This is a genomic window from Tenacibaculum sp. Ill (assembly GCF_051938915.1).
GTDB lineage: Bacteria > Bacteroidota > Bacteroidia > Flavobacteriales > Flavobacteriaceae > Polaribacter > Polaribacter larymnensis.
Map to the genome: position 1 here is coordinate 2,372,501 of NZ_JBPSCW010000002.1, position 21,909 is coordinate 2,394,409.

22 protein-coding genes (1 of these 22 running past the window's edge) are annotated in these 21,909 nt (G+C 31.1%); 9 read left to right on the forward strand and 13 right to left on the reverse strand.

Annotation, left to right across the window (positions count from 1 at the left end; translation table 11 throughout):
* The 6 genes from ACTPNM_RS11100 to ACTPNM_RS11125 form a co-directional block, all read right to left on the reverse strand.
* On the reverse strand, nt 1-301 hold the 5' end (the start) of the coding sequence (locus ACTPNM_RS11100; RefSeq protein WP_440121836.1) for a DUF4294 domain-containing protein. Its footprint begins 425 nt before the window's first position; only the first 301 of its 726 coding nucleotides appear in the window; it begins with the start codon at nt 299-301; its stop codon lies off the left edge, out of view.
* A 108-nt stretch (nt 302-409) separates the two neighbouring features.
* Entirely contained in the window at nt 410-1,663 is a 1,254-nt protein-coding gene (locus tag ACTPNM_RS11105) for an aminotransferase class I/II-fold pyridoxal phosphate-dependent enzyme (RefSeq protein WP_440121838.1), read from the reverse strand.
* 128 nt (nt 1,664-1,791) lie between these two features.
* Entirely contained in the window at nt 1,792-4,008 is a 2,217-nt protein-coding gene (locus ACTPNM_RS11110; RefSeq protein ID WP_440121839.1) for a molybdopterin cofactor-binding domain-containing protein, read from the reverse strand.
* A 12-nt stretch (nt 4,009-4,020) separates the two neighbouring features.
* Nucleotides 4,021-4,482 (reverse strand): (2Fe-2S)-binding protein, encoded by a 462-nt coding sequence (locus ACTPNM_RS11115; RefSeq protein WP_415269866.1) that lies wholly within the window; start codon nt 4,480-4,482, stop codon nt 4,021-4,023.
* Between the two features lie 116 nt (nt 4,483-4,598).
* A complete protein-coding gene (locus tag ACTPNM_RS11120) occupies nt 4,599-5,549 on the reverse strand; it encodes a phosphoribosylaminoimidazolesuccinocarboxamide synthase (protein ID WP_440121840.1) in 951 nt (316 codons plus the stop codon).
* A gap of 62 nt (nt 5,550-5,611) precedes the next feature.
* On the reverse strand, nt 5,612-6,565 hold the full coding sequence (locus ACTPNM_RS11125) for a PhoH family protein (RefSeq protein ID WP_440121841.1): 954 nt from the start codon (nt 6,563-6,565) through the stop codon (nt 5,612-5,614).
* A gap of 119 nt (nt 6,566-6,684) precedes the next feature.
* On the opposite strand from ACTPNM_RS11125, the gene ACTPNM_RS11130 reads away from it, so the two are divergent.
* From ACTPNM_RS11130 to gldG, 5 genes are read left to right on the forward strand one after another with little or no spacing between them, the layout of a single operon-like run.
* Nucleotides 6,685-7,545 (forward strand): SAM hydrolase/SAM-dependent halogenase family protein, encoded by an 861-nt coding sequence (locus ACTPNM_RS11130; RefSeq protein WP_440121842.1) that lies wholly within the window; start codon nt 6,685-6,687, stop codon nt 7,543-7,545.
* Between the two features lie 4 nt (nt 7,546-7,549).
* Nucleotides 7,550-7,846, forward strand: coding sequence for a putative quinol monooxygenase (locus ACTPNM_RS11135; RefSeq protein ID WP_440121843.1), 297 nt, complete (start codon nt 7,550-7,552; stop codon nt 7,844-7,846).
* Entirely contained in the window at nt 7,846-8,373 is a 528-nt protein-coding gene (locus tag ACTPNM_RS11140; protein WP_440121845.1) for a GNAT family N-acetyltransferase, read from the forward strand. The genes ACTPNM_RS11135 and ACTPNM_RS11140 overlap by 1 nt, the downstream gene beginning before the upstream one ends.
* A gap of 6 nt (nt 8,374-8,379) precedes the next feature.
* A complete protein-coding gene (gene gldF / locus ACTPNM_RS11145; RefSeq protein ID WP_440121846.1) occupies nt 8,380-9,099 on the forward strand; it encodes a gliding motility-associated ABC transporter permease subunit GldF in 720 nt (239 codons plus the stop codon).
* Nucleotides 9,092-10,732 carry a gliding motility-associated ABC transporter substrate-binding protein GldG gene (gene gldG, locus ACTPNM_RS11150; protein ID WP_440121847.1) on the forward strand — a complete coding sequence of 547 codons (1,641 nt, stop codon included), beginning with the start codon at nt 9,092-9,094 and terminating at the stop codon, nt 10,730-10,732. The genes gldF and gldG overlap by 8 nt, the downstream gene beginning before the upstream one ends.
* 102 nt (nt 10,733-10,834) lie before the next feature.
* Here gldG and ACTPNM_RS11155 read toward each other — a convergent pair whose 3' ends face one another.
* From ACTPNM_RS11155 to ACTPNM_RS11165, 3 genes are read right to left on the reverse strand one after another with little or no spacing between them, the layout of a single operon-like run.
* Nucleotides 10,835-11,593, reverse strand: a complete 759-nt coding sequence (locus ACTPNM_RS11155) for an NAD(P)-binding domain-containing protein (protein WP_440121848.1) — start codon at nt 11,591-11,593, stop codon at nt 10,835-10,837.
* Nucleotides 11,580-12,245, reverse strand: a complete 666-nt coding sequence (locus ACTPNM_RS11160; protein ID WP_440121849.1) for an MIP family channel protein — start codon at nt 12,243-12,245, stop codon at nt 11,580-11,582. The genes ACTPNM_RS11155 and ACTPNM_RS11160 overlap by 14 nt, the downstream gene beginning before the upstream one ends.
* Before the next feature lie 11 nt (nt 12,246-12,256).
* Nucleotides 12,257-12,751, reverse strand: coding sequence for a DinB family protein (locus ACTPNM_RS11165; protein WP_440121851.1), 495 nt, complete (start codon nt 12,749-12,751; stop codon nt 12,257-12,259).
* A 122-nt stretch (nt 12,752-12,873) separates the two neighbouring features.
* Here ACTPNM_RS11165 and ACTPNM_RS11170 point away from each other — a divergent pair, with 122 nt between their 5' ends.
* A complete protein-coding gene (locus ACTPNM_RS11170; protein WP_440121852.1) occupies nt 12,874-13,716 on the forward strand; it encodes a DUF2911 domain-containing protein in 843 nt (280 codons plus the stop codon).
* Nucleotides 13,717-13,841: 125 nt separating this feature from the next.
* Entirely contained in the window at nt 13,842-14,033 is a 192-nt protein-coding gene (locus ACTPNM_RS11175) for a hypothetical protein (protein ID WP_440121853.1), read from the forward strand.
* A gap of 37 nt (nt 14,034-14,070) precedes the next feature.
* Here ACTPNM_RS11175 and ACTPNM_RS11180 read toward each other — a convergent pair whose 3' ends face one another.
* From ACTPNM_RS11180 to ACTPNM_RS11195, 4 genes are all read right to left on the reverse strand, one after another.
* A complete protein-coding gene (locus ACTPNM_RS11180) occupies nt 14,071-15,033 on the reverse strand; it encodes a succinylglutamate desuccinylase/aspartoacylase family protein (protein WP_440121854.1) in 963 nt (320 codons plus the stop codon).
* A 10-nt stretch (nt 15,034-15,043) separates the two neighbouring features.
* Nucleotides 15,044-16,477, reverse strand: a complete 1,434-nt coding sequence (locus ACTPNM_RS11185; RefSeq protein ID WP_440121856.1) for a hypothetical protein — start codon at nt 16,475-16,477, stop codon at nt 15,044-15,046.
* Between the two features lie 181 nt (nt 16,478-16,658).
* Nucleotides 16,659-17,477 (reverse strand): copper resistance protein NlpE, encoded by an 819-nt coding sequence (locus ACTPNM_RS11190; RefSeq protein ID WP_440121858.1) that lies wholly within the window; start codon nt 17,475-17,477, stop codon nt 16,659-16,661.
* A 183-nt stretch (nt 17,478-17,660) separates the two neighbouring features.
* Nucleotides 17,661-19,844, reverse strand: a complete 2,184-nt coding sequence (locus ACTPNM_RS11195; protein ID WP_440121859.1) for a DUF5916 domain-containing protein — start codon at nt 19,842-19,844, stop codon at nt 17,661-17,663.
* 340 nt (nt 19,845-20,184) lie between these two features.
* Between ACTPNM_RS11195 and ACTPNM_RS11200 the strand changes: the two genes are divergently transcribed.
* A complete protein-coding gene (locus ACTPNM_RS11200; RefSeq protein WP_440121861.1) occupies nt 20,185-21,147 on the forward strand; it encodes a sensor histidine kinase in 963 nt (320 codons plus the stop codon).
* Nucleotides 21,144-21,842: a LytR/AlgR family response regulator transcription factor gene (locus tag ACTPNM_RS11205; RefSeq protein ID WP_440121862.1), complete on the forward strand. Its 699-nt coding sequence runs from the start codon at nt 21,144-21,146 to the stop codon at nt 21,840-21,842. The genes ACTPNM_RS11200 and ACTPNM_RS11205 overlap by 4 nt, the downstream gene beginning before the upstream one ends.
* Nucleotides 21,843-21,909: the final 67 nt, after the last annotated feature.

Here is a 21,909-nt window from a genome sequence, read left to right on the forward strand (position 1 = left end):
TTTTACTTTTTGATTTAACTCTAGCTAGACGAGAGTTTACACTATCCACTCTTTTTGCCGCTAAAATTGCATAAGGATATGCTTTGAATACTTTTTTACGAAGCCAATAATAATATAAAATATCTTTTTTTTCCTTAAACTTATGTTTTGGAAGTACTGTTACTTCATTTAGCTCTATCATTAAACTATCTCCTTCTCTTATCAAAATATATTCGTCATTAAAGTTTGGTAATGTATCTTTAATTTGTGCACTTAATGTTGCTACGAATAATAATATATATATGTATAGTAATTTTTTCATTTGATTTTTTGATAAGCAAAAGGATTCCAAATGTATCATTTCTCTTTTAAAACAAAAAAACTCATGAAGTATTTCATGAGTTTTTATTTATTTTTTTGCAATTCCTTACTATTCTGCCATAATTGAAGCTGCTACTTGCTTATAAGTTCCGTTCTCTAATTTTTCACGGATTGCAGAGAATGCTTCGATTGTTTCATTCACGTCTTCAATTGTATGACGTGCTGTTGGAATTAATCTTAGTATTATTAACCCTTTAGGTATTACTGGGTATACTACAATTGAACAGAATACACCATGATTTTCTCGTAAATCATTTACCATTGCCATGGCTTCAGGAATTTCTCCTTTTAAGTATACTGGCGTAATACATGTTTGTGTTGTTCCTAAATCAAAACCTGCTTCACGTAAACCTGACTGTAATGCATTGGTTATTTTCCAAAGGTTTTTTTTAAGTTCAGGCATAGTACGAATCATATCCAAACGTTTTAAAGCACCTTTTACCATTGGCATTGGTAAAGATTTTGCAAACATTTGAGATCGCATATTATACTGTAAGTACTGAACTACATCTTTATCTCCAGCAAAAAATGCTCCAATTCCTGCCATAGATTTTGCGAACGTCGCAAAGTATACATCTATTCCGTCTTGTACTCCTTGTTCAAATCCTGTTCCTCTTCCTCCTTCTCCTAAAGTTCCAAACCCGTGTGCATCATCTACTAATAAACGGAAATTATACTTCTCTTTTAAGGCTACGATTTCTGCTAAACGTCCTTGTTCTCCTCGCATACCAAATACACCTTCAGAAACTAACAGAATTCCACCTCCTGTTTTTTCTGCCATTTTGGTGGCACGCTTCAAGTTTTTCTCACAGCTTTCTATATCATTGTGACGATAAACAAAACGTTTTCCTGCATGTAAGCGAACTCCATCAATAATACATGCATGTGTATCCATGTCATATACTATGATATCGTCTTTTCCTACTAAAGCATCAATTGCTGATACCATTCCTTGGTATCCGAAGTTTACTAAGTAAGCTGATTCTTTTCCTACAAACTCAGCACACTCCTGCTCTAGTTGTTCATGGTATTTTGTGTGACCTGACATCATACGAGCTCCCATAGGGTATGCCATTCCGTCTGTAGCAGCTGACTCTCCATCTACTTTTAATACTTCTGGATGATTTGCTAATCCTAAGTAGTCATTAATACTCCAAGTTATTACTTTTTTTCCATTGAAAGACATACGGTTAGAAATTGGTCCTTCTAATTTAGGAAACACATAATATCCTTCTGCTTTATCTGCCCATTTTCCTAAAGGTCCTTTATCTCCTTTAATTCTTTCAAATAAATCTTTAACCATTGTTATTTTTGATTTTTATAGGATGCGAAAGTAGTGCTTTTTAACAGATTTTCAAAAATTACCTACTGTTTCATTTTCAATAAATAATAAAAACACTACTTTATTAAACCTATAAAGTTCTTCAGTTTTTAGGATAAAATGTTTGATTTTAGCTCTTCTATAAATGGTTGTTTATATAATCTTTTTCCTAATGCTCTATGAATTGCATTTGCTACTGCTCCTCCTGCAGGTGGTAAACCTGGTTCTCCTAAGCCTGTTGGTGCTATTTCGTTTTCTACGAAATGTACTTCTACTTTTGGAGTCTCATTTATTCTTATTAATCGATAATTATCAAAATTTCTACTTGATGGTTTTCCTTCATTAAAGGTTAAATTACCATACATAGCATGTCCAATACCATCAATTACTCCTCCTACTACTTGGTTTTTTGCTCCTGTTGGATTTACAACGATACCACAATCAACAGCTGCAACTACTTTTGTTACCACAGCTACTCCTTCTTTTAACTCTACTTCAGCTACTTCGGCTACATGAGTATTATGGCTGTAATAGGCTGAAAAACCTTGATAAACTCCTTCTTTAGCTTTACCCCAGTTTCCTTTTTCAGCAGCCAACCTTATTGCATCTTGCATTCTTTTTCCTGAGTACTGAATTTTTTCGTCTTTCGTTTCTTTTACATTTTCTAGTAAATCTAAACGCAATTGTACTGGATCAACCTCTAGTTCTTGTGCTAATTCATCAAAAAAGCATTGTTCTGCATATCCTAAAAAGTTGGTATATGGTGCTCTCCAAGCTCCTGTGCTAATATTACTATTATAGTTTCCTGTTGATACTTTATAGTTTGGAATACATCCTGCTGGAAAGAAATGTGGAACCAATCCATACATATTATCATTAATCGCTGCTTCTTTTAAATGGTACCCTGTTACATTTCCATCTTTAATTGACGCTGCTATTCTATATTTGATTGCTGGTCTAAATGTACCACTTGTTACATCTTCTTCTCTTGTTGAAACCATTTTTACTGGTTTTTTAGCTTTATCGGATATTTCTAGTGCTTCGTACACAAAATCGCCATATAATCTTCTTCCAAACCCTCCTCCCATTCTTGTCATTTCTACATGAACTTGTTCTACATCACGTCCTAACATTTCGGCAGCAACTCTTGCTACAAACTCTGGCGTTTGTGTTGGTCCTACTAGATATATTTTTTCTGGAGTTACATTAGCAAAAAAGTTCATCGGCTCCATACAATTATGAGGTAAAAAAGGTGAGTGATAAGTACGTTCAATTACTTTATCTGCTTCTTTAAAAGCTTTTTTCACATCTCCATCTTCTCTTCTTACATCTAAATCATTAGATTCTAACAAGTTTATTAGCCTTTCATCATGAAGTTTTGTGTCTTCTAACTTAGAACTATCTTTCCACACTGCTTTAATTGCTTTTGCTCCTTTGATTGCTGCCCAAGTATTATCAGCTAACACAACTACTTTATCTGTTTTTGTTAACTTGAATGTCCAATTAGTTTTTCCTGACTCAATAAAATTTCTTGCTTTTTCTCCTATTGTTATAACATCTACTACTCCAGATATTTTTTTTGCTTCTGTAGCATCATACGATTCAAGTTCTTGTCCGAAAGCTGGAGGTCTTACTACAGCTGCATAAACCATTCCTTCTTCTTTATAATCTAATCCAAATAAAGGTTTTCCTGTTACTATTTTTTCTACATCAACATTTATAGCATCTTTACCTATGATAGAAAACTCTGAAGGTTTCTTCAATGTTACATTTTCTGGGACTTCTAAAGTAGCTGCTTCTTTAACTACTTCACCATAACCTAAAGTTTCTCCTTTTGCATTTGTAATAACTCCTCTTAAAGCTGAACATGTAGCTGCATCTACCCCCCATTTTACTGCTGCTGCATTAATTAACATTTGCTTAGCAGTTGCTCCTGTTTGTCTTAAAACAGGCCAGCTTACTCGAATAGACCCACTTCCTCCTGCCAATTGACGAGTATAATTTTTTGTATCTAACGGAGCTTGGACTACATGTACTTTGTCCCATTCAACATCTAATTCTTCAGCAATAACCATCGGCATTGATGTTTTTACTCCTTGTCCAATTTCTGGATTGGGAGAGTATATAGTTACATAACCTTCATCGGATATTTTTATGAATGCATTAAAATCATTGAAATTTAGATTTTCAACATCTACAGATGGTTTTACATTAGGTTTACAGGCAGTAAATAGATTAAATCCAATCATAATACCACCACTAGCTAATGCAGAAGTTCTTAAAAAGTTTCTTCTGCTAAACGTAAAGTTTTTTTCTTGTGTACTCATGATTGAAAGTTTTTAAGACATTTTATCTGCAGCCAATGCAACTGCCTTTTCTATTCTATTGTATGCAGCGCAACGACAAATATTACCTTGCATTGCTTCTCTTATCTCTTCTTTTGAAGGATTTGGGTTTTCTTTTAAAAAGGAAGCAGCTGTCATAATTTGACCTGCTTGACAGTAACCACATTGTGGGACGTCTACTTCTTTCCAGGCTTCTTGTAATGGATGATCTCCTTCGGTTGACAACCCTTCAATGGTTGTTATTTCTTCACCATCCAACATAGAAACTTGTAATTGACAACTTCTCATTGCTGTTCCATCTACATGAACAGTACAGGCTCCGCATTGTGCTATTCCACAACCGAATTTAGTTCCAACCATATTGAGTTCATCTCGTAAAACCCACAACAATGGTGTATCAGCATCTGCCTTAAAGGACACCGACTTTCCGTTAATTTTTAATGTATAATTTGGCATTTTGGCTAATTTTTGTTTGTCTCGTGTAAGTTACAAAAAATATAAATGCCTGTTTGTTAATGAAGTTCTTTTAAGATAATTTTAAATAAAAAGAGAGGCTAGAGCCTCTCTTTTTATTATTTGTTTTCTAAAAACGTACTTACGTTTTTCTCTATTCTCTCGAGTACGTTTTCAGTATTTGCTTTCACAAAATTTTCTCCTGTGATTTGCTCGTATAGCTCAATATATCTATTTGAGATTTCAATAACTTTTTCATCAGACATTTCAGGGATTTCTTGTCCTTCTTTTCCTTGAAATCCGTTTTCAATTAGCCACTGGCGTACAAACTCTTTTGATAATTGTTTTTGCTTTTCTCCTTTTTCTTGACGTTCTGCATATCCATCAGCATAAAAATAACGAGAAGAATCTGGTGTATGGATTTCATCAATTAATACAATTTTACCATCTTTTGTTTTTCCAAATTCATATTTAGTATCTACTAAAATCAATCCTCTTTTAGCTGCTAACTCGGTACCTCTTTGAAATAGTTTTCTGGTATAGTCTTCTAAAACTAAGTAATCTTCTTCTGATACAATTCCTTTAGCTAAAATGTCTTCACGAGAAATATCTTCATCATGCTCTCCATTATCTGCTTTAGTAGATGGTGTAATAATTGGCTCTGGGAACTTATCATTTTCTTTCATTCCTTCTGGCATTGCTACCCCACAAAGCGTTCTTTTTCCTGCTGTATATTCACGAGCCGCATGCCCCGATAAATATCCACGGATAACCATTTCTACTTTAAAAGGTTCACATAAATGACCTACTGCTACATTTTCATCTGGATTTGCTAATAACCAATTCGGAACAATATCTACAGTATCGTTCATCATTTTAGTAGCAATTTGGTTTAAAATTTGTCCTTTAAAAGGTATTTGACGCGGTAAAATTACATCGAAAGCGGAAAGTCTATCAGAAGCAATCATTACCAACAACTCGTCATTGATATTATAAACTTCTCTTACTTTTCCTTTATAAACTTCTTTTTGTCCTTGAAACTGGAAGTTTGTTTCGTTAATTGTGTTCATTATATGTTGTTGTGTTGTTACCCGCAAATGTAAACTAATCACTAAATACTGACAACTAAAAACTACTCGGTTTCTATACTTTTATAAGCTGAAATAATTCTTTTAACTAATCGATGACGGATTACATCTTTATCATCTAAATACACCTGAGCAATTCCATCAATATCTTTTAACGCTAATAACGATTCTTTTAACCCTGATACTTGTCTTCTTGGCAAATCTATCTGACCTGGATCTCCAGTTATAATAAATTTTGCATGCATTCCCATACGTGTTAAGAACATCTTCATTTGTGCATGCGTAGTATTTTGTGCCTCATCTAAAATAACAAAAGCATTATCTAAAGTACGTCCACGCATAAAAGCTAGTGGAGCTATTTGTATTACTCCTTTTTCTAGGTGTGATTCTAATTTTTCATGAGGAATCATATCACGAAGTGCATCGTATAAAGGTTGCATGTATGGATCTAATTTCTCTTTTAAATCTCCTGGAAGAAAACCTAAGTTCTCTCCTGATTCTACCGCAGGTCTTGTTAAAATAATTCGTCTTACTTCTTTTTCTTTTAATGCTTTTACAGCCAAAGCAACTGCTGTGTATGTTTTACCTGTACCTGCTGGTCCAACAGCAAATAACATATCATTTTTTTGCATTAACTCAACCATTTTACGTTGGTTAGCCGTTTGCGCTTTAATTAACCTACCACTAACACCGTGAACTAATACATCTTTTGCATTTCCAGATTTTCGTATTTCTTCTTCCTTACCTGTTGATGTTAAGATACGCTCAATACTATTTTCATCTAGCTTGTTATACCTATTAAAGTATTTGATAAGCATTTCTAATCGCTTTTCAAATTCATTTAATAATTCAGGTTCTCCAAAAACCTTAAGTTTATTTCCTCTAGCAACTATTTTTATTTTAGGAAAGAATGTTTTTAACTGAGTAATAGTACTGTTTTGAGCTCCAAAAAAATCGTTTGGGTTGATTTCTGTTAATTCAATTACGCGTTCGTTCAAATGATAAAAGTTTTAATATTATTCACACTAAAAATAATGATTATTTTTCTTGAATTACGTAGTTTTGTTTAAAATTTCAGCATAATTTTTCACAAATTAATTAACAAACACCTAAATTAATGTCTCTTATTACATTAACTACTGATTTTGGAACGAAAGACCACTTTGTAGGTGCTGTAAAAGGAGCTATTTATTCTGAGTTACCTGATGCAAAGATTGTTGATATTACGCATGAAATCTCTCCTTTCAATATTACTGAAACGGCTTATATTTTAAAGAATGCTTATAAAAGTTTTCCAGATAAAACGATTCATGTAATTGGTGTAGACTCCGAGTTAAGTGTAGACAATAAGCATATTGCTTTAGAGTTGGACAATCATTATTTTATTTGTCCTGACAATGGATTAATTTCTATGATTGCTTCTGAAATTAAACCTACTAAAATTGTTGAAATTAATATTCACGATCGTATTGAAAGTAGTTTTCCTGTTTTAGATGTTTTTGTGCAAGTAGCTTCTCATATTGCTCGTGGTGGTAGTTTAAGTGTTATTGGTAGAGAGGTTGATACTTATAAAAAGATTGTTGAGATTAAACCTAAGGTAAACGAACAGCAAACTATTATCTCAGGAGGTGTTATTTACATTGATAATTACGGAAATGTAATTACAAACATTAGTAAAAAACAATTTAATACTATTGGAAAAGGTCGTGATTACAAAGTAACAGCAAGACGCTATACCTTTTCTAAAATTTACAGCCGATATAATGAAATTGTTGATTTTTCGGTTACTGACAAAAGACAATACGATGGTGAAAAGTTAGCTATTTTTAATTCTGCTGGTTTTTTAGAAATTGCTATTTACCGAAGTAATTTAGAAACGGTTGGTGGAGCTTCTACCCTACTAGGTTTAGAATACCGTGATACCATTACCATTGAATTTGAAAACCCTATTAAACCAGAATTTACACCTATAAATTAAATTTATGTTTGTACGAATTGTAAAAATGAGCTTTCAGCCAGAAAAAATTGAAGAGTTTTTAAACAACTTTAATTCAAAAAAAGAGTTTATACGAAACTCACCTGGTTGCCGTTTATTAGAATTATACAGAGACAAAACAAATCCGAATATATTTTTCACTTATAGCTATTGGGATGCTGAACAAGATTTAGAAAATTATAGAAATTCTGATTTATTTAAAGGCGTTTGGGCACAAACCAAAGTTTTATTTAATGACAAGCCTCTTGCTTGGAGTGTAGATAAAGTTGAATCGTTAACTTAATGAATTTATTCAGTCCTTTTCCTGTTTTATATACACCTCGGCTTGTACTAAGAAAACTTGTTGATAATGATAAAGAGGCTGTTTTTAAAATTCGATCGAATTCAGTAGTCAATAAATTTATTGATAGAAAGATTCCTAGTGATATTTCTGATGTGGAAGATTTTATAAAACTAATTGATGAATTAGTACTTAAAAACGAAGGTATTTACTGGATTATTGAAAACAACAACGAGGTTATAGGTTCTATTGGTTTACGTCATTTTAATGATAATTTTTCTTATGCCGAAATTGGCTATGAATTACATCCTGACGCTCACGGGAAAGGTTTTATGAGTGAAGCTTTAAAAGAAGTTATTCAATTTGGTTTTAGTTCACTTAACTTGAATGAAATTGAAGCTTATACTCATAAACACAATAAAGGTTCTATAAATTTGTTAAAAAGGTTTAACTTTAAATTACGTCCCAATAAAAAAGATAACGACTTCGATAATAATGTTATTTTTGGACTTCTTAAAAACGAACAATAGTATTTTATGCTACCACTACTAAAAAAAGAAATTAACTCATTTTTTGCCTCTCCCATTGCCTATTTGGTTATTGGAGTATTTTTACTTGTAAATGGCTTATTTTTATGGGTATTTAAAGATAATTTCAATATTTTAAATGCGGGATTTGCCGATTTAAATAGCTTTTTTTATTTAGCTCCATGGTTGTTTTTATTTCTGATTCCTGCTATTACAATGAAAAGTTTTGCAGATGAGTTTAATAGTGGAACCATTGAAATTTTAAAAACTAAACCACTTACCGATTGGCAAATTGTGCTGGGCAAATTTTTTGCTTCGCTTTTACTCGTTATTATAGCATTATTACCTACGTTAACTTATGCTTATACTGTGTATCAATTAGGAAGTCCTGTTGGAAATTTAGATGTAGGTAGTACAATTGGTTCGTATTTAGGATTGTTATTTTTAGCATCAACCTATACTGCTGTAGGGTTATTTACTTCTACCCTTTCAAATAATCAGATTGTAGCATTTATTGTAAGTGTATTTATCACTTTTGCTTTATTTTACGGGTTTGATGCTGTCGGGTCTTCTTTAGGTAACTCAGGATATGCCTTACAACAATTTGGTATTAACGAACACTTTAAAAGTATTAGTCGTGGTGTAGTAGACACTCGTGATTTAATCTATTTTATCAGTGTTACCTTCTTCTTTTTATTCATCACTAAACAACAGTTAAAAAATGAATAAGAAATTACAACACATCGCATTAGCAATTATAGGGCTATTAGTTATTAATTATATAGCAAACTCTGTATATAAACGTTTCGACTTAACACAAGACAAGCGATATACCTTATCGGAAGTAAGTGAAAGTCTTATTGATAAAATTGATGCACCACTAACGATTCACGTATTTTTAGAAGGTGATTTTCCTGCGGAATTTAAGCGTTTACAAATAGAAACACGCCAGTTTTTAGAAGAATTACAAGCTAAAAACTCTAACATCCGATTCAGATTTATCAATCCTGATAATATTCGTGAACGTTTGGTAAAAAGAGGAATGATGCCTAGCCAGTTAACTGTAGAAGAAGATGGAAAGTTATCTGAAGCTATTATTTTTCCTTGGGCAGAAATTACTTATGATAAAAAAGTAGAGTTAATTTCTTTACTTCCTAACTCAATTGCTAAAACGCAAGAGGCACAGCTACAAAATGCTATTGAAAAATTAGAGTATTCTTTTGCTAATGCGTTACATAATGTTACTCTAAAAGAAAGGCAAAAAATAGCGGTGTTAGCTGGTAATGGAGAACTTCAAGATATTTATCAATATAGCTTGTTAAGTGAAGTTGGTAAAAAATACCGCTTAGCCAAATTTACATTAGATAGTGTGGCAAGCAATCCGCAAAAAACCTTGAAAGATTTACGCAATTATGATTTAGCGATTATTGCAAAACCTACTGAACGTTTTACTGAAGAAGAAAAGTTTACCGTTGATCAGTTTATAGCAAACGGTGGTAAAAGTTTATGGATGCTAGATAATAACTATGCGGATACTGATAGTTTATACAATGAAGGGAAAATGTTAGCATTTCCTCGTGATTTGAATTTAACTGATTTATTGTTTGGATATCAAGTTCGTGTAAATAATAAACTAATTCAAGATTTATACTCGGCTAAAATCCCTTTAGCTACAGGAAATGTAGGAAACCAAACACAGTTCCAACACTTAAACTGGTTTTATCATCCATTAGTTAATGGTAATCCTAATCACCCTATTACCAAAAATGTAGCACCTATTCGTTTTCGTTTTGCTACTCAAATAGATACTTTAAAAGGAAACTTAAAAAAGACTCCGTTATTAGTAACTTCCGTGCTTACCAAACAAACAGGAACTCCTAATTTTATTGAGTTACAAAGTATTGCGAAAGAACCGAAAGAAAATGAGTTTGCTTCTGGTCCGCAATTATTAGCCGTTCTTATAGAAGGAAACATTCCTTCTGCATATAAAAACAGAATAAAACCTTTTGATACTCCTGATTTTAAAGCTGAGAGCACAAACAATAAAATGATTGTAATTGCTGATGGTGATGTAGGTAGAAATCAGATTTTAAAAGGAAAACCACACGATTTGTCCTTAGATAAATGGACGGGAGAACAGTTTGGGAATAAAGAATTTTTAATCAATGCTATTGATTATTTATTAGATGATTCTGGATTGATTCAACTGCGTAATAAAACCATTCAAATTAACTTATTGGATAAGCAACGTGCTTTTGCTGAAAAACGTTTTTGGCAATTTATCAATATTGGTATTCCATTAGTACTATTAGCAATGTTTGGTTTTGGCTTTAATTACTGGAGGAAGAAGAAATATCAATAAGTGGTTAGTGGTTAGTGGTTAGTGGTTAAGTTATTTTTTAAATACGTGTAAGAGAAGAAAAAATTAATAATACATACTACTCACTTTTGACTTTTGACTAAGCTATATACGTAACAAATCATCGTATATAAATTGATACTTCAATTCATTTTGAAGTTTCTTACTGCTAATTATTTTATATTCCAATGGTTTTGAATCATCAAACTCTGGAATAGGTTTTCCTAGAGTTTTTCTAGCATTTATATAGAAATCTTCTCTGGTTGGGTGATCGTTTGTACAGGCATTAAAAACTTCACCAAAAACATTCTGTTCAATTATTTGTTCTATAATAGCAATACAGTCTTCTCTATGTATCATATTTACATACCCTTTTGGATGCGGTATTTTTCTATCAGCAAACCAATTCCCTGGTTGTCTTTTTCCTCCAAATAATCCAGCAAAACGAATTATGGTTGTTTGAAAGTTATTGTTGTTTCTAAATAAGTTTTCTATTTCAACTAGTGGTGAATCTATTGTTGTATCTTCTTCAGTCATTTCCTTATTTAAACTAGGGTACACCGAAGTAGAGCTAATAAAAATTACTTTAGCTGTGTTTGATTTTTCTATAGAAGAAATCAACCTTTTAAAGTTTTCTATCTCTTTGGAAGTGATAGCTATGATTAGAACATCTGCATCTAAGAATTCTGATGAAATATGTTCGTCAGAAACATTAACTAAGTAAGGTTTAATTTCAACTGATTTTAATTCTTGAAGTTTATCTTTAGATGTTGTTGAACCTTTTATTTTATATCCCTTCTTTGTAAAATATATTCCTAATTCTTTGCCTAACCATCCACAACCTAAAATACTAACATTTTTCATTACAACAACTATCGTCTTTTACTATTTTACATGAAACTACCGCTAATAAAGCTCCTATAATTGGTGCTAATATATACAACCATAAATGCTCTAAGTGACCAGAAATTAATGCTGGTGCTATGGAACGAGCAGGATTCATAGAAGCTTTAGTTATAGGTCCTGCAAACATAGCTTCTAACAAAACCACACCACCAATGGCTATACCTGCCATTACCCCTACTTCTTTACTTCCTGTAGATACATTTATTATCGTTAGCATTAAAAAGAAGGTTAATAACAATTCTAAAATAAAAGCTCGCCAAGGCACTACCGTTGGTAATGTTGCTCCGTAAAATTCACTTGTAGGAAATAATACCCAAAGCATAATACTTGCTAACAAAGCGCCTACTAATTGAGCTATGATATATTTAGGTACTTCTTTCCATGAAAATCTTTTGGCATAGGCAAAAGCAATGGTTACTGCAGGATTAAAATGTGCTCCAGAAATTTCTCCAAAGGCATAAATCATTGCCATCACTATCAATCCCCAAGTAATTGCAACCCCAATATGCGTCAAATCTGCTCCGTTGGTAACTTCATTTACAGTCATTGCTCCTGTTCCACAGAAAATTAAAGCAAAAGTTCCTATACTTTCAGCTATATATTTTTTCATTTTATAAGTTTCTATCTACTAATTTTTTCTTTGAATAATTCTACTTGTCTTCTATGTCTTAATATATGCACAATAGCATGTTCAAATAATTGTTCTACATCATATTTCTGTCCCCACCTCACGTACACCTTTTTATTTGGATTTAATTCTTCTAGTTTAATATTAGGGTAATCTTTGAAGAGTTGCTCATTATAAGCAAACATTGTATCTAATGCTTTATTATACTCCGAAACAGAGTTTAGTTGCTCTTTTTCTTTATAAACTATATCTTCTCCTAGCCACTTTCTTATTTCAATAACATAGGTATATCCTGCCCTAACTACGTGTGTCAGTATTGTTTGAATTGACTTACAATCTTCATCTTTAGTTTCACCATCAACTATTTGAATCAATTCTTTTGAGGTAACATCTTTAATAACCTCCTTAAACTCTGCTATTGACTTTTCATATTCATCTAACAAAGCCCCAATAGCTCCATTACTTCTATGTGTTCCTTTTTTTGTCATCCTTAACTTTGGTTGCAAATATCCATTAAAACAACTCTTAGGTATTTTAAGTTTTTGTTAACATTAATCCCAATAATTCCTTGTAATTTTAACAAAACTAATTAAAAAACAAATCTATCAACATGAAAAAAATACTTTTAAGCTTGTTTGTTGTTGCTTTATCAACAAATATCAATGCACAATTAAAAACCCCAGCCCCTAGTCCTGCAGCTAAATTGGAGCAAACTGTAGGTTTAACAGATGTATCAGTTGAATATTCTCGACCAAGTATGAAAGGGAGAACTATTTTTGGAAATTTAGTTCCTTACGGAAAAGTATGGAGAACTGGAGCCAATAAAAATACAACTGTTACTTTTAGCGACGACGTTACTATTGATGGTAAAACCTTGAAGAAAGGAACGTACGCTTTATATACTAAACCAGGTAAAGATTCTTGGGAAGTATTATTTTATTCTGATGCTAACAACTGGGGAACTCCTGAAAAATGGGATGACTCTAAAGTAGCTGTATCTACTACTGCTAAAGTTGAAGCTATGCCTGTGAAAATTGAAACGTTTACAATGTCTATTGACGATTTAACAAACGATTCTGCTGTGTTAGGAATTTTATGGGAAAATGCTTACGTAGGTGTAAAGTTTAATACTCCTACAGACAAGGCTGTAGAAAAAAGCATTGCACAAGTAATGGGAGGGCCTTCTGCCAATGATTATTTTTCTTCTGCTGTGTATTACTTACAAGAAGGAAAAGACATTAACAAAGCTAAAAATTGGATTAACAAAGCAGTTGATATGACTAAAGACCAACCTCGTTTTTGGTACTTACGTCAACAGTCGTTAATCTTAGCTAAAGCTGGAGATAAAAAAGGAGCTATTAAAGCTGCGAAAGCTTCATTAGCAGGTGCTGAAAAAGTTGGAAATGCTGATTATGTAAAAATGAATAAAGAGTTTATTGCTGAAATGAAGTAATTTTTTCTGCTAAACTTTTTTAAAAGATAAAAAACTCGCCAATTGGCGAGTTTTTTGTTTATATCTCTATTTTATGTAACAAATTACATTGTTTTTCTACTAATACAGTATAAAACGGTTTTACTATGAAAAATTTATATCGTAAAAAATCTTTGATGTTATTATCAATAGGGATTTTAACCATTGCCTCTTCACAAATACTTGCCCATTATTTAAAAGTATCAGACTTAATACAAGGTTTGAGTTTTGGTATAGGTATCGGTTTACTAATTACAGCTATTGTGTTTAGGAATAAAACATTGGTAAAGGCTAGTTAAAATCTTAAAATAAAAAGACTGTTAAAAAACAGTCTTTTTATTTTATAACTCCTAAGTGAATAATACGTCCACCTGATTGATTTACAGGATTTACACTCTTTCCTACTACAATTCCTTTTTCTGGAGCGTAATATTTCTTAATTCTATTACCAAACACATCTCTTAGTGTAGCAATATGGTCTCCTTCTTCTACAATATCTCTTAAATCAACATGAACAGTAAGTAGGCCTCCTTCTTGTGTATATAACCAATAGGATTTTTCACAAACTACTGTATTTCTCTTAGAGGTTTCATATTCATCATCCGTAATCCCTAAATATGCCAATACATTGTGCACTCCTGCTACTCCACTTTTAATTATTTTCTTTTGAAAACTATGCGGATTACCTACTTCAATAGTAATAGACGGAATTCCTAATTCTTCTGCTGCTCCACGTAAAGTACCATCTGACGGAGGTGTATGTACTATAATTTCAGCATCTTGTAATAAGGCTAGTTTTTTAGTTACTTTATTATTCATATCACTTCTAATGTAAAATGAATTCACTCTACCAAAACTAGCTGTATGTAAATCCAATAAATAATCGAATTTCTTTACTACCAAATTCAAAAAACGATTGGCATATACTTCACTTGTATTTCCATTATCTTTTCCTGGCATAATTCTGTTAATATCAACTCCATCACTAAAAACTCTTGTTCCTCGAACAAATGAAGGTACATTAACCACTGGAATTCCTACGATTGTTCCTTTTAAGTTTTCTGTATCTAAATCTTTAAATAATCGCTGTATAACTGATATTCCATTCAATTCATTTCCATGAACCGCTGCTGTAAGTCCTAATACTATACCGTCTTCTTTTCCTCTAGCAACCATAACAGGAATACATGTGGGTATTCCCATTGCATTGGAGGTTACCTTTAACCAATAATTTTTTATAGAGTTTTTAGGAGTTTGATTTACATCAAACTCAGTAATATATTCAATTTGGTGTCCCATATTCATACATTTAATATAGTTCGTTTAACAGCGTACTATCGTTGTTTAATGAAGTAAATAGCTTCTTTTTAAACTTTTTATTTGAATTTATTAAGCTAATACACATTTTATCGATAGCAATGGTAGAAAGTACTGTTTGGATAAAAGTTTCTATTAAATCATCTATTCCTAAACCTAGTTTATTATAATCTCTTCTATCCATAATTAACAAACGATTTGTGTCAGATGTCCATTCATTTTCTCCTAACTTAACTGATAAATTGGTTCCTAACATTTGCCAAGAATCTTTACTACTTTCTAAGTCGTTTACTAAAGGTAACAATGCTCTTCTAGAATACATACACAATGGTTTTATCCCATCTTTTGTACTACTAATCATCATTCTAATGTCAGATACAAACGTTTCTCCTTTAGCATTTGGCATTGTACCAACATGGTAATATTTACCTTTTGTACTTACTGAGCTCCAATTATAATTTCCTATTAAACTTTGTACAATAAAACGTTCATACTCGATTTCTAACTTCATAAACTCTTCTAGTTCTTGTTCATTAACAATCGTATAAACCCCTTGCCCTGCATTGCTATAAGGTATTTTTACAACAGCTTGTCCGCCCATTTTTTTCACCCATAACGGTATTTCATTCTTGCTTACATCCCAAATAGTATCTGGTATGTTTATTTTCATTCCGTATTCTTCCAACTCAGTATTGTAAATATCATATGCTTTGGCTGCGACCATTTTATTTCTTCCACCAGCTAGACAAGTTATAATTGGATTTAAAATTTTTGTTTTACTATTAATGGGAAATCTATTCCATGGCTTTTGGGTTACATATCTAAAAATACCTCGCAACGGAATCCATTCTTCATCTTGTTTAAGGTAGAAAATTTCATTTTCTATCTTTATATGATTGTTATCTTTGTTTGAATAATATGGTACTAGAAAAACATCTTCTTTAAAAACATCTGCTATAACTGCTGCATAACCTGATGTTTCCATATAATTTTTATCGTAAAGTACTGCTAACCTACCATCTTTAACAAGTTTTCGTTTTTTCTCTAAAATAGGCTTAAAAGTTCTTTCAATTAATAAGCGATATACTCCGTCTTCTTTATTATCGTCTAGTAATGGCATTGACTTTTGACCTGATGGACATGAGTTGTTCTCAATAATAACCATGTTTTTATCTCCATCTGCTGATGTTGAGTTTATCAAATCTGCTCCTCCCCATAAAAAGTACTTACATTCATACGACAAAATCTCTCTAAGCTTATCAGCATTTACTTTAGGATGTAAATGGCAGTACCTAGCAATAATTCGTTCCTTATCTAGATTTAAAAAAAAGTTTACCATTGGGTGAATTGTGGCATTCAGCACCTTAGGGTACCAATGGTTCTCGTTATTAAATGTATTAGGTTTTATAAGTTCTATTGTTTTCATTATTCTTTTAAAAATTTATTATCTCTTGTAAATGGTTATTTCCACACAATTAAAAATAATAAAAAAACAAACTACCTTACTTTTACCCTCGTTAATTTATAAACATATTTTAGGTTTTGTTTAAAAATAAAAAACGCTCACCATTGGTGAACGTTTTTCTTTACGTTGTATGTAGGTTGATTTACTTTTTCTGTAAAAAATATAATTTAGCTATCTCTCCTGTTATTTCTTTACCTTCAATATCTAATTTCTGAATAGCTCCTTCTACTACTTTTAACTTATATGGTTCTTTTTCATCATTTAGCAATGTGATAACAGTTCCTGTAACATCCCATTTAAAACTTCCTTCAACTGTATCTTCTTCTCCTTTTCCTAAATACTTTGTAGTTATTGTATAAGTACCGTTATCTTTTAGCTGAATAGTGGTTTTAATTCCCTCACAATCTGCACATGGTAGTACCCCTTCATATTCTCCATTCCAATCTAAAGAGTTTTTTGCATTATGCTCGTCAACCACTACTTTTATTGGTTTTACATTTATATTACCTTCGATTTTCTTTGAAACAATTATAACCAATGCAGTTCGTGAAGTATAACTAGTTTCTCCACCTTCAGTAACAGAATAGTCAAAATTAATTTCTTCTCCTGTTTTAGTAAGAGATATTGGTTGAAGTTCTATTAATTTGTTACTAGCTTCAACAGTTACTGCAATTACATACTCCTTCTCAAAATCAATTGGAGTTGGTTTTCCATCTTCTCCCATTACTGTTGCCGCTCCAAAATACTTTTCAAACTCCTCTCTGCTATTTATTTTACTAGGCAATTTAGTTACATTATTTTTAATAAAATATCTTGAAGCAACTTTATATGTTACTGTTACAGTTTCATTTGTTTTAGTAGTTTCTTCTTTTGTATCCTTTGATTTATTGCTACTCAAGTTACATCCTACAAATGCAGACACAACAAGTAATAACGCTCCTAAAAATTTAAATCCTCTCATTTTTTCATAATTTAGTTTAAAGCTTATAACACCATACTTAACTTTATTTTTTTATTTAAATACGACGTTTATCCGCAAGTTAACAAATATTATACCAATAGAATTTAACTAACTTTCTTTTTAAAAACACATTTTAATTTATCTCTAAATCAATTGAATTTTACTAATTCCTTCTATGTCTTCTTAAAAATCGAATCTATAGTTTGCTTTTAAAGCTATCCCCCAGTTTTTACGTGATATATCTTGATTATAATTATCCGAAACAACTACATATATGTAAGATAGCGGTTTATATTCCCATTGTAAACGACTATTAATATTAAAGTTATCAAACTGAGTATTATACTGTACATAAGTAGTCCAATTTAATCGGTTAGAAAAGAATATTTCTCCTGTAAAACGTGCTAAATGAAAGGTTTCTCTTCCTAGTTCTTTTAAATTTATTCTATTTCTTTCATATAGAACTTGCAAACGTGCTAAGGGCATTAATCTATATTGAGCATTTACGCTAACACCGTTTTTATAACCACTGTAATAACTCCCATAACTAATATTACCGCTGTATTGAAACTTTTTATTATCGGCTGAAGCATACCCAAAACCTGCATCGAAATACTTATACCTTCCTGCTGTTATAGCTTTTCCGTTATTTAAAGGGTCAAATGCATATTTTAAGTTTACATATTCATGACGAAATCCACCATACAAAAACGATTGATCTTTAAATACTAAATCATTATTTAATACTGTAGTCGACTGACTAACATTTCCTTGATCATCCCAATAGGTATCATTAGACAAGTTTAAATAACGATGATTATCGAAGGTTTTAGAATTTTTATAAAATTTGGTTAAACTAATACGACCACTTATCTGAGTATATTCTTCACGTATAACTTCATTTAAAATAGCATCATGATTATATAAACGTGGCACAAAACCAACATCAGTAATATAGTTTTTTTCAACTTTTCTTATTCCTGCATAACCAGAGACATTTATATTATTGTACCAAACTTCTGTGTTATAAAATTTATTATTTCCTGAAATATTACTTGTTAAACTACCTGCAAAATTTGCAAGCCCAGTCCATCTATTATTTTTTGATTGATAGTTTAGGTTAATTCCAGTAATTCTATTATAGTCATCCATAAAAGAAAAACCATCAGTTTCTTGCCTATTAATAAGATACCCAGTTGCTGTAAAAAGCTTAGATAATTGTTGTTGCACTACAAATGCTCCATAATTCTGAGCAGGATTATCGTTTTTCGCTTTTGTAGCGACATTAAGTATTCCTAACCGTGTTTTTTTAGTAATATTTCCAGATAATTTTAACCCAAAAGATATTTCGCTATTCGCTCCAATACGTCTGGAATAAAAAGGATTTACTTCACTTACTCCTAAACTTGTGAATAAATCACTATTTTCTAAAAAGAAGTTACGTCGTTCAGGAAAAAATATAGAGAACCTACTTAGATTTGTTACTTGTCTATCTACATCTATTTGCGAAAAATCAGGATTTATAGTAGCATCTAACTTCAAAGAAGAACTTACGTTAAATTGTATATCTACACTTGGTTTCACCATAGTATCTTCTACATTATTTATTACATCTTCTGAATAGTTCATAGTAACAGATGGTGTTACAACAAACCTAGATGGTTTATTTTTCCACAAGTTCTCTACTTCAAACAATTTGGTAAATCGTAAATCAAATTGCCTATAATTACGATCTATTAACGTGCTAGTTGTCCATTCATTCAGTTTAATATTTCTTGTGTGAAACATGACTCCCCATTCAGCAGAATTAACCTTATAACCTAAGGCCTTCAAAGGAATTTCTATTTCAAATATTTTTAAATTTCCTTTTACTGAAGTTTTTGCATTCCAAACAGTATTCCAACTAGTGCTTACTTTAAAACCATCGCCATTTCTGGATACTAATGCGTCTACCAAAGCACCTCCCATATTAACAATAAAAAAATAACCTGATTGTTGCTGGTTATATGTATCTAGAATTATAGCAAAAGAATCGCTATCAGCTCCAGAAGTTCCAATATCATCCCTTTTTAAAGACCCTATTTGAACATCATTAGTTATATCCTGATACACAGCACTTATGTATAGTTTTTTTCCATTATGAAACATTTTTACCTCTGTTTTGTTAGAAGCTAAATCTCCATTATTGGGTATATAGTTAAGAAATTCTCCTTCAGAAATTAATTTGTTCCATATAGGTTCATCTAATTTTCCATCTAATTGAATATCACTATCACTGAAAATTATTTTACTTGTTTCTACCTCAGATTGAGCCTGAATATAAAACACCTCAAAAAATAACATTAAAAAAAATACAACTTTCTTCATTTACTTAAATTAAAAATTAACAAAGTGCTATCATCTTTAAGCACATTTAGTAAACAAAACTATTATGGAGATATACCTACTTTTTAAAAAGTAGACTAACGAGTTGCTTTTACAGTTGGAAAGTTATGTTTGGAAGAAACTAAGCTTAGTCTATCATTTCTTTATTTCTAGCTACAAAAAATTAGCTTTAAGCTATTTTTAATTTGTCTCTTCTTTAAAATTGTATTTTAGCGCGCACATGCATATTTTAAAAAACATAATAAGATTTTTTAAGGCTCCTATAGTAAAACAGATTTTGTTTTGGTTGGGAGTGTACGTCTATTTTATTGGCACTGTAAACATGAATTATTATAGCGGGTATCTTGAAGTTTTAGAACATTTTGCTATTTATATTTTTTGTCAGTTTATTGTAGCTTATGTTTCTATTAATTTTTTAGTTCCTAAGTTTTTAATTCCTAAAAAAAATATTCTATTTACAATATACCTTTTGCTTTTATTAGTTGGTGTGTTTATAATTTTTGTTGGATTTCACGAATATTATCACATTCCAAAATATTTTAAGTCTAGTAATAACAGTGTATATGATTCTAATAAAATGTTTTGGGAAAAGCTATTAGATCTTCGAGTATTTTTAGGAAAATCAACAATAATCTTAACTCCCACTATATTATTAGTTATCGCTAAGTTTTACAAAGACCAACAAACCTACTTACAACTTAATGAGCAAAAAATGTATACAGAATTATCTGTTTTAAAACATCAATTAAATCCGCATTTTTTATTCAATACTTTAAATAACTTATATGCCTTATCTATAGAAAAGTCTGACGAAGCTCCTGAGGTGATTGCAAAGCTCTCGGAAATGTTAGACTATATGTTGTATGGATGTAATGACAAATACGTTTCGCTAAAAAAAGAAATTGAACTAATAGAAAACTATCTCGCTTTAGAAAAAGTTAGGTATGATGAGCGTGTGGATATTAAGTTTGATAAGGAAATAAAAACCGATGTTAAAATTGCTCCTTTAATACTCCTGACATTTATAGAAAATGCCTTTAAGCACGGGGTTTCTCAAGAATTAAAAAAAGCTTTTATACATATAAATATGTCTGTTGAAGAAGAATTTATAAAGTTCAATATTATGAATTCAAAGGCAAAAAATAGTATAGCTACAAATAAAAAAAGTATTGGCTTAAACAACGTAAAAAAGCAATTGGAATTATTATACCATAATAACTATTCTTTACATATTAAGGAAGATTCTAATAGTTTTAACTTGGACTTAAAATTACCTATAAAATGACATACAAATGTTTAATAGTTGATGATGAAAAGTTGGCTAGAGGTCTTATAAAAACACATTTATCTCAATTAGAAGATTTTGAACTAATTGCTTCTTGCAGTAGCGCTATTGAAGCTAGTAACATACTTCAAAAAGAAACTATCGATTTATTGTTTTTAGATATTGAAATGCCCGTTTTAAAGGGTACTGATTTTTTCAAAAACTTAGTAAACAAACCTAAAGTTATTTTTACCACAGCCTATAGAGATTATGCCGTTGAAGGATTTGAATTAAATGCAGTCGATTATATTTTAAAGCCTATAACTTTTCAACGCTTTTTTAGTGCCATACAAAAATTTAAAGTTTCACAAAAAGAAAACATTGTCAACCCTTTAATAGTTTCTAATCATAACAACAACTCTTTTATTTATATTAGAAAAGACAGAAAACAAGTAAAAGTACATTTAGATTCTATTTTATATATAGAAAGTCTAAAAGACTACATTAAAATACATTTAGAAAAAGAAAAACATGTTACCAAATCTAGTATAACTGCTTTTGAAGAAAAATTAGATCAACGATTCATAAGGATACATCGCTCATATATTGTTAATATTGATAAAATTACTGCATATACTAAAAATGATATTGAGATAGGAAAAATTGAAATCCCTATCGGAGAAAACTTTCGAAGCAACCTAACTTTTATTGGTTAATAACTAATTACATTTATTAAAACTTCATCAAAGAACATCGTTTAACATTCACAAATAATTTAGTAAT

Bases quoted from the DNA above. Each gene is read 5' to 3' on its own strand.
- ACTPNM_RS11200 (WP_440121861.1), top strand. From the start codon at position 20,185: ATGAATTATTATAGCGGGTATCTTGAAGTTTTAGAACATTTTGCTATT.
- ACTPNM_RS11155 (WP_440121848.1), bottom strand. From the start codon at position 11,593: ATGAAAAATGTTAGTATTTTAGGTTGTGGATGGTTAGGCAAAGAATTA.
- ACTPNM_RS11135 (WP_440121843.1), top strand. From the start codon at position 7,550: ATGTTTGTACGAATTGTAAAAATGAGCTTTCAGCCAGAAAAAATTGAA.
- ACTPNM_RS11205 (WP_440121862.1), top strand. From the start codon at position 21,144: ATGACATACAAATGTTTAATAGTTGATGATGAAAAGTTGGCTAGAGGT.
- ACTPNM_RS11185 (WP_440121856.1), bottom strand. From the start codon at position 16,477: ATGAAAACAATAGAACTTATAAAACCTAATACATTTAATAACGAGAAC.
- ACTPNM_RS11165 (WP_440121851.1), bottom strand. From the start codon at position 12,751: ATGACAAAAAAAGGAACACATAGAAGTAATGGAGCTATTGGGGCTTTG.
- ACTPNM_RS11110 (WP_440121839.1), bottom strand. From the start codon at position 4,008: ATGAGTACACAAGAAAAAAACTTTACGTTTAGCAGAAGAAACTTTTTA.
- ACTPNM_RS11170 (WP_440121852.1), top strand. From the start codon at position 12,874: ATGAAAAAAATACTTTTAAGCTTGTTTGTTGTTGCTTTATCAACAAAT.
- ACTPNM_RS11175 (WP_440121853.1), top strand. From the start codon at position 13,842: ATGAAAAATTTATATCGTAAAAAATCTTTGATGTTATTATCAATAGGG.
- ACTPNM_RS11120 (WP_440121840.1), bottom strand. From the start codon at position 5,549: ATGAACACAATTAACGAAACAAACTTCCAGTTTCAAGGACAAAAAGAA.
- ACTPNM_RS11195 (WP_440121859.1), bottom strand. From the start codon at position 19,844: ATGAAGAAAGTTGTATTTTTTTTAATGTTATTTTTTGAGGTGTTTTAT.
- ACTPNM_RS11160 (WP_440121849.1), bottom strand. From the start codon at position 12,245: ATGAAAAAATATATAGCTGAAAGTATAGGAACTTTTGCTTTAATTTTC.
- ACTPNM_RS11140 (WP_440121845.1), top strand. From the start codon at position 7,846: ATGAATTTATTCAGTCCTTTTCCTGTTTTATATACACCTCGGCTTGTA.
- ACTPNM_RS11130 (WP_440121842.1), top strand. From the start codon at position 6,685: ATGTCTCTTATTACATTAACTACTGATTTTGGAACGAAAGACCACTTT.
- ACTPNM_RS11115 (WP_415269866.1), bottom strand. From the start codon at position 4,482: ATGCCAAATTATACATTAAAAATTAACGGAAAGTCGGTGTCCTTTAAG.
- ACTPNM_RS11190 (WP_440121858.1), bottom strand. From the start codon at position 17,477: ATGAGAGGATTTAAATTTTTAGGAGCGTTATTACTTGTTGTGTCTGCA.
- gldF (WP_440121846.1), top strand. From the start codon at position 8,380: ATGCTACCACTACTAAAAAAAGAAATTAACTCATTTTTTGCCTCTCCC.
- gldG (WP_440121847.1), top strand. From the start codon at position 9,092: ATGAATAAGAAATTACAACACATCGCATTAGCAATTATAGGGCTATTA.
- ACTPNM_RS11105 (WP_440121838.1), bottom strand. From the start codon at position 1,663: ATGGTTAAAGATTTATTTGAAAGAATTAAAGGAGATAAAGGACCTTTA.
- ACTPNM_RS11180 (WP_440121854.1), bottom strand. From the start codon at position 15,033: ATGGGACACCAAATTGAATATATTACTGAGTTTGATGTAAATCAAACT.